At 45.6% G+C, this 13,392-nt stretch carries 7 protein-coding genes, 1 pseudogene and 1 riboswitch; of the genes and pseudogenes, 2 read left to right on the plus strand and 6 right to left on the minus strand.

The features are described from left to right. Window positions 1–574 precede the first annotated feature (574 nt). Complete coding sequence (locus AB4Y93_RS10540; RefSeq protein ID WP_441891632.1) at window positions 575–988, minus strand: hypothetical protein; 414 nt, start codon at window positions 986–988, stop codon at window positions 575–577. A gap of 197 nt (window positions 989–1,185) precedes the next feature. Here AB4Y93_RS10540 and AB4Y93_RS10545 point away from each other — a divergent pair. After that, window positions 1,186–1,371, plus strand: a pseudogene (locus AB4Y93_RS10545) (IS110 family transposase); the annotation flags it as partial. Window positions 1,372–1,582: 211 nt separating this feature from the next. Here AB4Y93_RS10545 and AB4Y93_RS10550 read toward each other — a convergent pair. Further along, complete coding sequence (locus AB4Y93_RS10550) at window positions 1,583–2,476, minus strand: AraC family transcriptional regulator N-terminal domain-containing protein (protein ID WP_441891634.1); 894 nt, start codon at window positions 2,474–2,476, stop codon at window positions 1,583–1,585. Between the two features lie 184 nt (window positions 2,477–2,660). On the opposite strand from AB4Y93_RS10550, the gene AB4Y93_RS10555 reads away from it, so the two are divergent. Continuing rightward, a complete protein-coding gene (locus AB4Y93_RS10555) occupies window positions 2,661–3,395 on the plus strand; it encodes an SDR family oxidoreductase (protein WP_441892529.1) in 735 nt (244 codons plus the stop codon). A 232-nt stretch (window positions 3,396–3,627) separates the two neighbouring features. Here the strand turns inward: AB4Y93_RS10555 and AB4Y93_RS10560 are convergent, their stop codons facing one another. The 4 genes from AB4Y93_RS10560 to AB4Y93_RS10575 form a co-directional block, all read right to left on the minus strand. Then, window positions 3,628–3,954, minus strand: a complete 327-nt coding sequence (locus AB4Y93_RS10560; RefSeq protein ID WP_441891636.1) for an NIPSNAP family protein — start codon at window positions 3,952–3,954, stop codon at window positions 3,628–3,630. A 140-nt stretch (window positions 3,955–4,094) separates the two neighbouring features. Then, window positions 4,095–4,175, minus strand: a riboswitch (ZMP/ZTP riboswitch). Window positions 4,176–4,400: 225 nt separating this feature from the next. After that, window positions 4,401–4,994: a chloramphenicol phosphotransferase CPT family protein gene (locus tag AB4Y93_RS10565; protein WP_441891638.1), complete on the minus strand. Its 594-nt coding sequence runs from the start codon at window positions 4,992–4,994 to the stop codon at window positions 4,401–4,403. 293 nt (window positions 4,995–5,287) lie between these two features. Further along, the gene (locus AB4Y93_RS10570; RefSeq protein WP_441891640.1) at window positions 5,288–9,427 is read right to left on the minus strand and encodes a carbohydrate-binding protein; all 4,140 of its coding nucleotides are present in this window, start codon (window positions 9,425–9,427) and stop codon (window positions 5,288–5,290) included. Between the two features lie 764 nt (window positions 9,428–10,191). Beyond that, a complete protein-coding gene (locus AB4Y93_RS10575) occupies window positions 10,192–13,143 on the minus strand; it encodes an Ig-like domain-containing protein (protein WP_441891642.1) in 2,952 nt (983 codons plus the stop codon). Window positions 13,144–13,392: the final 249 nt, after the last annotated feature.

Genomic DNA, 13,392 nt, shown 5'->3' on the forward strand with positions numbered 1-13,392 from the left:
GAGTACGAAGATGAACAAAATGCCGGTGCCAGGTTCAAACGACACGGAATTTTCCGCCGAGGAAGTTGCAGAGGTATTCGAGCAAAATCAATCTGTAGAGCACTCAGCCCGTAACGTAAAGAAATTTGAGTAAATACAGCGCAAAAAAACGGAAGCCCGGTTCCACTAAGGAACCAGGCTTCTTATAAGATCAAAAATCTGTCCAATCATTCTATCACTTGATGTTAGTTAACCACTTATATCTACTACCGTCGTTTGTATAGAAGTTCTTGTTTATTCAATAAAGCCTCATATTAAGAGGATTCTTGTCGTCCGGCATTTTAGAATAAAATTATCGCCAACAAACAAGCAACTACTGCTATTAATGCTGTTACGAAAAATTCTTTAGTATGCCCATCAAAGCCATATACCAATAATCCATACAAGATGCTCAGTATAGAAGTAATGACACAAAGAACTACTATTACTGCGTATATTGCAGAAGACTTTTTCGGTTGATTGGACATTTTCAATATTTCTCTCGTTATTTGAACTATAGTTCCCCGATAGCTTAATGACAAGTAGTGAATATAGATTACTTCGTAACCTGAAATTCCTTCATTATCTCTTCAACCCGTTCATCCTTTGTAGAACCTGCATATTCGTAAAATAATATAACATTCGCTACTTGGTATTCGCTGTGTATATACAATTCAGTAGCTGCTGTACTCTCTCCGAAATCCTTTATCCCTTTTTCAGCTTCTTGGCGGGAGGGATAGACATAGAAGCTAATTAGCTGATTTGCATTTATTGCAAAAAATTCAGGTTTAACATTATTTAAAGTCTTAATAAATACGTTCTGTGAACTTAATTCTTGTGGTTCTGATAACTGAATATCTTTCGACTCCAAAGAGGCTTTAATCTGCTCTGACGTAATTTTTAGATCATATTTCGTGCATCCTGTCATAATGAAGCAAATTAACAGAACAACAAACATTACAATTCTCACGCATTTCCCACCCTTCGTAATTCTCCCATAAATTAGGACGTGAAATACAATCAATTGTTGCGCAAATCTGCCCTTTACTTCAACAACAAACCGGCAGCGGATCTCTGATCTGTTACCGGTTATTGTTTTAAACTAATGTTCACCGTTAGAATTCCTGTAAAACGAAAAATTTAAAGCGTCATGCTGGGGTTAAACGAACGATGTGTATGGTAATGACGAATCCAGAGGTTCAAGCTTTACATCATTACAACGTAAAGAAAAAGAAACTTAAGAAAATGAAATCTGTCATGAAATTATGTGGTAAAGTGGCACGTATGCTTGTCGGTCTTGCGAAAAGCAACGAAGCCTATGATTCAACCAGAGTTTTCCCACAGGCAGCATAAGGGTTTCAAACCCGTGGACAAACCCATCATACCGAGGCGCTTCTTTTTTGACAAAGGCCATTTCTTAGGCTATACAGGAATGTTTAGTTTAGCTGAGTATGAGAAACGAGGGTACAATGTCACTGTCCAATTTTGCAAAAAGAGGATAAGAGTTGACAGCTAGCACATTCGCGTGAAGTGACTAAATAGAGTTTACTTCGAAATAAACAATTCACTGAAGTTCAAATAAAGAATCGCGCAGGTGATTGATATCTCTCATCGGCGGGCGTCCGAATAAACGGGTATATTCCCTGTTAAACTGGGAAGGGCTTTCGTAACCGACTCGAAATCCTGCCGTTGCAGCATCCAAGCCTTCCGTAAGCATCAATCGACGTGCAGATTGCAACCGAATGGTCTTCTGATACTGCAGCGGGCTCATTCCCGTTACTTTTTTGAAATGCTTGTGCAAGGATGTTGGGCTCATACTTACTTGTTTCGCTAACTCTTCAATAATGAGCAACTTGGAATAATCACGGTTGATCAGATGTATTGCATTTGAAATGCCTTGTGCATAGCTACCGATCACGGAAAACTGCCTGATCAACGCCCCTTGCTCGCCCTGCATCACCCTGTAAAATATTTCTCTGATGATGAGCGGAGCTAGCATCTCGATATCGGTGGGGGTATCTAAAAGATTGACGAGGCGCAGAATAGCATTTAGAAAAGGAGGGGTGGATGGATTGACCAAAATGCCCCGTCCCGTCTCTCCCCTTTTCTGCGGGCTAGTTTTCTTGTTTAAATCCAGAACGACATCTGGGTTAAGTGTTAATCCTAAGCTTAAGTACGGCATCTGCGGCGATGCATGAATAATTTCCCCGATAACCGGCAGATGAACGGAGGCAACCATATACGTGCCCGGATCGAACCGGAAGCTTTCCCCGGCTAATGTGGCAGTCTTTGAGCCTTGGGCAATTACGTAAAGTGATGGCATGTTAAGGGTATGCGTCGGTTCTGATTCCTCGGATGCACGCCTGAAACAAAGTTCCGGAATCGCTGTTTTGTGCGTACCATCCACAGGCGTATAGCGTGCAATTTGCCGAGCTAACTCGGAAACGAGTTGGTTCAAGCTTAATCACAATCCTTTTTCGTACAATCTGATAATGATATTGTAACGAAACCGGACAGGAATAGGCAAGGAACGCGCATGAATCGTCTACCTGGTTCAATAGGATATTTCTTATAATTCAAAGTGTAAGACAATATTCAGATGAAAGAAGGACTGGGCTGTGACAACGAACGAAAATGTAATAATGTCGGGAATCAAAGATAAAGTTATCGTCATTACAGGCGCAAGCAGCGGAATTGGTGAGGCGACTGCACTTCTGCTCGCTGAGCGAGGTGCGAAAGTCGTGCTTGGGGCGCGCCGATTGGATCGCCTTGAGGCTCTGGCGGACCGCATCACGAATGTAGGCGGTGAAGCCGCCTATGCAGCCATAGACGTGAGACGGCGCGACGACTTATCCAACCTCGTCAAGTTGGCATGTGAGCAGTTCGGCAAGCTTGATGTTCTGGTCAACAATGCCGGCGTTATGCCAATTTCCCCGTTCGATGAACTGCGTGTCGAGGATTGGGAGGCGATGATTGACATCAACATTAAAGGCGTTCTGTACGGCATTGCGGCAGCGCTGCCTCTCTTCCGCAAACAAGGCTCCGGGCATTTCGTCAACATCGCTTCTACAGCAGCCTATCGCATTGTGCCGAACATGGCGGTCTATGCCGGCACGAAGTTTGCCGTGCGTGCCATCTCCGAGGGTTTGCGCCAGGAGGCCGGCGATAAGCTGCGCGTGACAATCATTTCGCCTGGCTCGACGCGGACAAACGCCGCGGAAACAATGACAAATCTAGAGATAAAAGCCAAGCTCGAAGAGTACCGTGAATTCGCGATGCCGCCGGAAGCTATCGCCAGAGCTATTGCGTTTGCGATCGAGCAGCCGGCCGATATTGATGTAGGCGAGCTTGTTGTCCGCCCCACTGCGCAGGGGTAAGGTAAACAGTATGGGGTAAAGAAAGTCGAACTGAGATAATGGTACCGATGAAGCGAGCATTCATCGGTACTATTTTCATTTTCCTTACATTATTACAATTACCAATCCATAATCGATATTATCTTTATTATCCCCGCTTTACTGCGCATAACTGCCCATTAGTTGAGAAAACGGCAGCTCATCATATATGAACTGCCGTACTGTTTCTATTGAGCTATTGTTCTCAGTTAGTTCATTTTCCCAATCCGAAAAATTCAGCTTGATTCATAAAATATTCATCAATTTTTTCGACTATGAGCCCTCCGTTTTCTTCCGAGTTGCGTTTTACTTGAATCCATTCGATGTCTTTCTTAAACTGCTCCCATAGCCTTTGACGCTGCGCCATATCCTTAAATTCCATCACATAATATAGTTTATTTTGGCCTGTTGCATCTATCCAGAAATTCACGACCTTCATTCCCAGTCTTGTGAAAATTCTAAACGTATGCTCCTTAAATCTGTCTTGAATGGCATTCATTCGACCTTCGTAAATCGTATAGATTCGCAACTCGTATAGCATGTTATTCCCTCCCTGAATGAATCTGATTGTTAATCCAGCACACATCTATTTCGACTTTTTAAAAATCAGATCGAGCGCATTCTCTCTGGACCATCATGCTTACCGCCTAAAACACACAGAGGTAAGGGATACCTCTCCCTTACCTCTGCCCAGGCGTACGGCATATGACAATATGTGCTCCCTCGTGGGTCTCCACGTTTACGCCAGTCACACATACCAAATATTTACTGTAATTATAGTTAGAATATTTACTGAAGTAAAGATGTTATTTTCGTTATCCTGCCCTTTACTTCAATAAAAAATGGCAACTGATCATCTGGATCAGCTGCCATTGTGTTTTTCTCAACTAACGTTCTTACGTTAGCTTATTTCAGAAATCCATCGGGCAGACCGTAGGGGCGATAGCCCCAATACTTGAATATGGTGTTATCTGTCGGATACGCCCTCTAGGAAGCACTAACATTTCTTTTACTTAATTTCTTAAATACCGAGTAATCCTTATTGGACTTAATAAAACTTAATATCTTTTCGGCACATTCTATTGGATTTAACTCTTCAGTATTTACTTCAAGGTCATATTCATTAAAGCAATATACTTTGCTAAACTGTGAAGCTGCTAGTCCAATCTTTCTATCTCCTCTTGCTTGCTCTCTTCTTATGAGTTCTTCTTTCGAGCATATTACACCTATAAATAACGTAGGATGATCGAAAAATTGATCAAGAAACTCATTAAACCTCTTGTCATTGTTGATTACGGTATCTACGATTACATTAAAACCCATTTCTGATAACAATTTAATTGTCGAATAGTACACTGAGATTATGGAATCATCAAGTATTTGTGCGACAACTTGATCATCTACTGCTCTTATAGGTTCATCTGGAAATTTATTATTAATAAATTCATTGTAATTATTAAAAAAATCATCAATAGATAAATGATAAAAAAGAATCTCTTTCTGATTTATCAGTTCAGTCGATATGGAGGTCTTTCCGGAACTTGAAGTTCCATTTAGAAAAACTAATAACCCTTGCTTCAATTTAATCATCCCTTCGAAAAATAATCATTGCGTATTTTTCAGATACGTTATATTCACAAAACTTATAAAATTATCCAACTCAGAAAGTATTCGAGAAACGATTGAATTATCCTGCCCTTTACTTCAACAAACGTTCTTACGCTAGCGTAATCATCAGATGTCCAATAAAACAAAATCCTATCGACTACCATCATAATTTCCTATACAATAACGCAAAACATCCCCGCACCGAAGCTCCTTCGGTACAGGGACGTTCTTATTAGTTAGACGCCTCTTGGCAGGGGCATTGTCGGCTACTTGCCCAGATTTTCGCTCCACACCTCAATGAGTGCGTTAACGCTCCGATTTAGCGTTATCTTTACTTGATCGGAAACCTCTTCCTGCTTCTTCTCTTTATTCAGCTGATTCAGCAAATTCTCCAGATGCTTGATCCCCTGCTTCCAATCCGGCTTCTTCTTGCTAACCGCATCAGCTGCATGCTCAAGCTCCTTATCCAGTTGCTTCCTTATCTTCTCGTCTAACTGTCCGGCTGAACCAAACAAATCCAGCAACTGACTGATTGCAGGAGCATTAATGGGGGCAGGGAGAACCGTGAAATTATCGTAGCTCGTTTCATTCATGAATGTCCGCATGCCGACTTTGCCGTGTGTGAATGGACTGCCGCTAGTGTCTGTATAGTCGATAACCGGCTTGCTCATATCATCGACATACACTTGGATGCGTGCACCCTGCGCAACGACTTTTACATGCTTCCATTCGCCTGTCTTCACCTCGAGCGGCACCCCTGTCAAATAGGTCCAGCTGTAATTCAGCTTACCGAGATGAACGCCCTGTTTGTTCAGGTACGCGACATATCCTTGCACGAAGTTCGCATTGTTCTGATTCAGCTCCTTGCCGTGAGCCGGGTTGCTCGCACGGAACAGAATGCCCCCGTCACCGGAATCGCTAATCAGCTTGATATCGGACTCCACGCTGTAATCCGACCAATTGGCATCCCCGATCGTCGTCTTCGCGAAGCTGCCGACCGCTGCCTGATATTCGCCGGTATGAACAACCTTCGGTTCGACCGGATTCTGATGAATCCGTATTCCTTGGAAGTCGAATTCACCTTTGACGGTTTCGATCTTCAAGGTATGTGCACCCGCCGGGAGATAGATGCCTTGCTTCGTTGTTGTCGCCCAGTTCTCCCAGGTGACGGAATTCGGAATATCAACTTCACCGGTTAGATCGGTTGCATCGTCGAGCCACAGCCGGACCTTTGCTCCGTCCATCGATGTAGCGGTCACGAAATCGACGTTGTACACGCCGGCCTCGGCAATATCTACGTTGTAGTCCAGCCATTCGCCGGTAGCGTTCCACCCCACATTGTAGCTGCCGCCCGCATTCCGGCGGATATCGACCGCTTCATTCCGGTATTCCGTACCGATGTTGGCGGGAGTCAGATCATGGTAGCCCGTACCTTCGCCGCCTGCCTTATAATCAGCAGCCTGGATAAATCCGGGCAGTACGTGCGGCTTATCGAATTGGGTGAGCGACAGTCTCGTCATGTCAAACTCGCCTTTCACAATTTCGACCTTCAGTTCATGATCGCCAGCGGGCAGCTGGATACCGGATTTCGTCACCGATTTCCACTTATTCCAGTCGCCGGAAGCAGGAACGCCCAGTACGCCTGTCAAGTCAGTCGTGTCATCCAGCCATAGCCGGACTTGTGCATCCGTAAACGTCGTAGCTGCCCACAAGTCGAGATCGTAGAGTCCCTCTTCCGCGACACGGATGTTGTACTTCAGCCATTCGCCTGTTTGATTCCAGCCTACGATCTGATCGCCGGATGCAGCGGATCTAATGTCGACCTTATCGCTGCGGTATTTGCCCCCAATGTTCGCAGGAGTCAAATCATGATAGCCTACGCCTTCACCGCCGGGCTTGTAGTGCTCGGCTTCGATGACGCCGGGTACTGGTATCGGCTGATCCATCCTCGTCAGCGCTATACCTGCAAAATCAAATTCTCCGCGGACCGTCTCGGCTTTCAGCGTATGCTTGCCTGCCGGGAGTGTAACACCGGATTTTTGCACCACATTCCAGATGTTCCAGTCACCGGTCTTCGGAATATCCACGATGCCGGTAAGATCCGTCGTATCGTCCAGCCACAGCCGGATCTGACCTCCATCCAGCGTAGTAGCCACTTTGAATTCTGCGTTATAGGATCCGGCTTCCGCTACGTCAATGTTATACTTCAGCCATTCGCCCGTCTGGTTCCAGCCGACGTTGTAACCGCCATCGACCGGATTGGATCGTATGTCGACCGAATCTCCCCGGTACTGGCCGCCGATGTTTTCGAGTGTATTCTCATGATAACCGACACCTTCGCCGCCGGAGATATAGTGGACCGTACCAATCGCACCCGGGATCGGATGATAAGCGTCGTAAGCCTGCTCCTCCTCGGCAATGTCGCTCTTCACGCTCCAGAAACCTTCATACCGTTTCCAGCCGTCATCCTGTCCATCATCGAAGTTATCAAAGAGAACGGGAACGTCCACGTGCCGGTGGAACGTCAGCTTATCCAGCGAGATAGTGCCCGATACGGCAGCGACCTTCAAGGTATGAACCCCTGCCGGCAGTTCTACCCCATTCAGCTGTGCGGTTTGCCATCCTGCACCAGCAGCGTCAGTGTCTCCTTCCAGCTCAAACTCGCCCAGCGGCTGTCCACCATCCAGAGTGAGCTGTACCTTGCTGCCCGGGACTGCATCCGCATAAGAAAGATCGATATCGTATTTGCCTGTTTCCGCGATGTTCAGCCGGTATTGCAGCCATTCGCCTTTCTCGAAAGCAGTGATATGTGAGGTGCCGTCATCTGCTTTGCCCGTATCCACGCTTTCTCCGCGGTAATCGCCGATTGTACCCGCTGTCTGGTCGTGATACCCGACCCCTTCGCCGCCTGACAGGTAATGAACGGCCTCGACTTGACCCGGAACCGGTTTCGCGGCGTCAAAATCGCTGCTGCCGTTTACGTCGTTGCTGAAAGCAGTATAACCGAAATTAGCCTTCGTGTTCTCCGTTACATAACCGATGCCGCCGCCGCCCAGCATCACGTTGCGTGTCTGCTTCAACATGCCGTCGACGTAGATCTTGAACGTATCTCCTGCTTTCTCAACCCGGATATTGTGCAGCTTCGTATAATCGTACCCTTCCGGAAGCGTGCTCGCTACCCATCCCAGATCGGTGCCGTTCACCCGGAACTGCGTCTGTAGCGAATTGCTCGCCGGATCTAACAGCGCTGTGCCGAAATCTTTATCGCCCTTGTAGGAGAATACGACCCCGAGCCGCGGGCTGCCGGTATCGCTGGACTCAGCCAGCTGCAGGTTAAATTCTGCCGTATAGCTGCTTCCGGTTGCAGCAGTGGTCACCAGTCTGCTAGTACCGGCGGTTTGCTGCCGCAGAAGGCCGGAATCAACGCTCCAGCTGCCACCGTCCACATTCGTCCACGCCGGGCTGAGTTCCGCGCCATTGAACCGGTCCTCGAAATCCGGCATCTCCGGATCCGGCTGCTCGGTTGTCGTCGGCCCGAGCACCGACATTTTATCCCCGTTGAACACGATCCGGTCCATCCCCATATGGCGAAGAGGTCCGACAATGCCCGGTCCTTCGAGATTGTGGTAGATGATATAGCGGGCATCCAGATTCGGGCCAACGACAACCGTATTATGGCCGAGACCGACTGTCGGACCTTCCGTACTAATCAGTAATGGGTTATCCGTATCCCGCACGAATCCCGTGAGCGGGTTTGTGCTGACTGCGTAGTCGACCCGATAGCCTTTGCTGAATACATGGTTGCCGGTATACGTCATATAGTATTTGCCGTTGCGCTTGAACAATGTAGAGCCTTCCGTCCAACCGTCCATGCTTGCACCCGTATTGACGCTGTTGCCGATCGTCGTCGGCGTAGGCATCGTAGCCGCGAGAATTCCCGCTCCGTTCGCATGATAGAAATACCACTTGCCATCATCGTCAATGAAGACGTTGCCATCGATAGAGTTGCCCAAATTGCCCGTCTGCACCGTGAACGGACCGGTCGGGCTCTCGCTGCGCAGCACGTAATGACCTTTGCCGGCAGGAGAGGTATACATGTAGAAATATCCGTTCCAATAAACGACTTCAGGAGCGTAGGCTCCCTTCGTAAGCGGATCGGTTGCGGCCAATCCTCCATAGCTCCAGTTGACAAGGTCTGGCGAGCTCCACACTTTGACCCCGATATCAGTATCTCTCGTGCTCACATACAAATAATAGGTACCGTTAAACTTCAACACATAAGGGTCGCCAAGGCCATATTGTCCCCATTCGTCTGGCAGCGATGCCGGATTCTTATAGGCGAATGCCGCCTGAGGGGCAATCAAGAGCAGCACACACAGAATAGCAAATAAACTTCGTTTCAACATCAAATTCATCACCTCATCGAATTAATTAAAGCGCTTTCATCAATGACTGCTCGTGTCGATTTTCCCCTTACACCACCGTTGTCTCATCACCTCATTTTATCCAATTAATCTAATATATCGAGAGTATATCGGCATTTTCCAGGCAAAGTCAACAGTTTGTTTCAAATATATTGAATTATTCAATGAAATTTTAGCATTTTCAGTTTTTAATACAATATTATTGTAACAAATGAGATAACTAAAGGAGCTGTCCACGACAGCTCCTTCAATATCGTTAGTCAATCAACATCATCCTGACTCCCTGTTTGAGCGGTTAAGCATTCTCTTACCAAATTCTTTGGAGGAAATTTCCTCGATCATGACGTAATATAGTGAAAATTCGAATGCGAGAAGATGTGGGTATTTTGAAAATAGGTGCTGGAATCTATCAATCAGGAACAGCATCGTATATCATTAGGTGACTTTTTATTCTTTATGACAGTATTGCGTGACAATGTCATTAATGAACACAAACAACGAAAGAACGCCAACTCCCAAAAGGATAAGCGTTCTTTTTTTGCTTGGTTTACAAACCAGATTGACTATTTTGACTGATGATGTAAGAGAAGTGCAAGAGCTCTCCATCTTCTATCGATTACTATATCTACGGATAATTATTATATAGTTCCAATATGCACCATAATAGTAAAATATAAAAAAATAAGAGTCGCAAGCGCTTCTACGCTATGCGACGACTCTTATATCTATTCTACTCTTCGACTAACTTATTGTGTGATTTTGTCCAACAAACGTATTAGAATCGTTATAGATTCAGCACGAGTTGCCGAATCGTTAGGTGCAAACTCAGACTCCGATTTTCCGGTTACAATACCGGCACTAGCAAATGCTTCGATTTGTTGGGAAGCCCAGTTTCCTTCTACATCGTTAAATGTCGAAGTTGTTGGTGCCTTGTAATCCATTAAACGAGAGAGAATTGTTACGATCTCTGCTCGAGTGATCTCTTGATTTGGTCGGAATGTACCGTCAGTGTAGCCAGTTAATACCCCTGCCGAAGCTAAGGCTTCTATTTGCTGGGAGGCCCAATGACCTGCAGTATCTGAGAACTCAGCACCAGTATTAACTAAACCAAATGTTCGGGATACAATTGTTGCGAACTCGGCTCGAGTGATTATTGCGTTAGGACGGAATGAACCGTCACCGTAACCAGTGATGATTCCCATGTTAGTAGCTCTTCCAATAGGTACCGCTGCGCTGCTGCTTAAAGGTACATCAGTGTATGGCGAGGTAGTAGGATTTTCAGCACCTTTGTTTCTTAATTCTTCAAGAGCTTGATTGTTATATTTGTTCTTCAACGTTAGGTCAGGTAAACTTTCTACTGGCGGGAGGACTACAGTTCCAGTACCACCAGTACCACTTTCACTACCCCCACTTGTTGCCGATACCGTCACCGTGATATTGTGTGTGATTTCACCCAATTCAACCGTGATTACTGTCGTTCCTGCCGCTACCCCAGTTACTAGACCAGCATCAGAAACAGTTGCTACTGCTGTATTGCTTGATGTGTAATCAGCGTCAGCAGCAAGGTCAGCTGCGCTTGCATCAGAAAGTACTGCGTTGACTTTCAATTGCTTCGTTGAGCCAGTCGTGATACTTACAGATGATGGCTCAATTGTGAAACTCGATACCGTTAAACCGGTTACCGTGACTGCAATGTCGTGAGTCAACCCGCCAATTGTTGCGTGAATTTGAGTTGAACCTGCTCCGATTGCCGTGACTTTACCGCTCTCGGATACCGTTACCACATCCTCATCGTCAGAAGACCAAGTCGCTTGGGATGTTACATCAGCAGTGCTTTCATCATCGTATGTACCAGTTAGTACGAATTGATGTTCCGCTCCTATTGAAAGTCCGAAATTCTCCGAGTCTGCACTCAAAGCCGTAAGCTTAGGCTCAACTGATATAGTACCTGGCACTAAGTCTAACTCCAAGTTAAAATCACCAAGTAACGCCACATGCGCTGTGATTGTTACCGTACCCTCCGAAAGAGCCGTTACATTACCGTTTTCGTCTACTGTAGCTAACGAATCGTCGGAAGACTCCCAAGATGTGTAAGGACCGAAATCATACCCGTCAAGACCATCTACAGGTGTTACGAAACTAATCATCATTTTGAATGGGATTGTACTACCTACCTCGATACCGTCAAGTGCAGGTACGATTCCAAAACCTGCAGGAGCTGGTAGGTTTTCAGCGTCACTTACTACCATTATGTAAGTCGAAACTGAACCTACACCATTAAGAGTCGCCGTCAACATCGTCATACCAGCCGATACCCCTTCTAATACGCCGTCCTCAGAAACTGTAGCGATATTAGGGTCGTCGATTGTGTAAGTCAAAGTTGATGGATCTAAATCTTCTTCTGCATTGTCGAGGTATTTACCTAGAAGCTCCAACGACCAAGGGACACCAATCTCGAAAGATTGATTTGTGCTGTTCGCAAAACGAATACTCACGAACTCAGGCTCTGAAGAAGCCACACCTACCGTTACAGGAATAATTAACGATCCATGACCATTTGTGAAAGTCACAGTTGTTGACCCTTCTCCTTGAGCCATGATCAAACCGTCCTCAACAGTTGCGATGTTCACATCTTGAGATACCCAAGTACCAGAGTACGTTACGTCAACAGGGGCACCCATTGAGTAGATCTCCGAAACTGTAATAGCTTTCGAATCCTCCACCCCTTCTAAAGCCACGGACGTGTCTGACCCTTGTAGATTTAAGAATATCGGCGTAGGCGGCGGTGGAATAACTACAGGCACAACCGAAATTTGTACATTTGATGAAAAACCACCGTATGTACCTGTGATTGTAACAACTCCTGGCAAAGGTCCTGCTTTCACTAAACCAGTTGGACTTACTGCCGCAACTACTGGGTTGTTTGAAGTCCATGTTGCTAGGTTCGTGTAGTCAACTGACGAGTTATCCGTTTTATGACCCTGTAAATGCACCTGAGTCGAACCACTCATCATCATAAGCGATAAGGCATCAGCATTTGCCGTTACCCCATCAAGGACTGGCAAAGCCGCAACGTCTACATTACCTGAGATAGACTGAATCTTGTTCGCTGGCACCTCATTGTAGTCACTGTCGGAAATCCAACCTAAACCCTCTGGAACCGAGATACTAACTTCTGATGCACCAATGGGAGCGTCAGCCTTCACATTAAGTTTGAAGGTTATAAAAGTGCTCGTTTCCGTAGTGATCAAAGGTGATGTCTCGTTTCCAAGAATAATGAAGTTCAGAGAACCCATTCCAGCATCCTCAGTGATCGTTACGTCTTCCACACTGAAACCCTCGCTTATTAGAGCTGGACTCAATATGTAGTTTGAAGGTTGCAGCAATTCTCCGTCTAATGTGTAGCCCTCAAGATCAAATACCGTTGAATCGAAATTGATGTTGAAATTTAAAGACGATATACCAGCTTCATCGGCTACAGGTATATTTGACAGACCAGCCGCAAACGTTACTGTCTCCCCTTGATGTACTGCACCTGAAACCATTGGAATTACACCGATCTGAATCTTTGTCGGATCGGGTATTACTACGGGCGAAGCAAACGCAGCTCCAGCAAACATCGTTGCGCACAAGACACTCAGCACAGTTAACGATGCAGTAATGCGACGTAACTTCTTCTTGGGTGAAGCAAAAAACATCGGTCAATCCTCCCCTGATGAAAAAAATTATATATTAACACAAAATAATGTGGTAATACCGAAGAAGATGATTGATTCTATTAGGTTGTAACTCTATTATCTTCTAAATCACCTCACTATTAAGAATTTAATTAATAATCACCATAATTAGGTGACTATTAATTTTACCATAAATTATGGGATCAATGTATCAAATTTATCCTTCAAAATACTCTAGTAAAATATAATTATGGCCTAAAAGACCCTCTC

Source organism: Paenibacillus sp. YAF4_2, assembly GCF_052113225.1.
Lineage (GTDB): Bacteria > Bacillota > Bacilli > Paenibacillales > Paenibacillaceae > Pristimantibacillus.

What these genes read in the sequence shown, in the direction of transcription:
- AB4Y93_RS10555 (WP_441892529.1), top strand. Translation starts at nt 2,661, where the DNA reads ATGTCGGGAATCAAAGATAAAGTTATCGTCATTACAGGCGCAAGCAGC.
- AB4Y93_RS10560 (WP_441891636.1), bottom strand. Translation starts at nt 3,954, where the DNA reads ATGCTATACGAGTTGCGAATCTATACGATTTACGAAGGTCGAATGAAT.
- AB4Y93_RS10570 (WP_441891640.1), bottom strand. Translation starts at nt 9,427, where the DNA reads ATGTTGAAACGAAGTTTATTTGCTATTCTGTGTGTGCTGCTCTTGATT.
- AB4Y93_RS10575 (WP_441891642.1), bottom strand. Translation starts at nt 13,143, where the DNA reads ATGTTTTTTGCTTCACCCAAGAAGAAGTTACGTCGCATTACTGCATCG.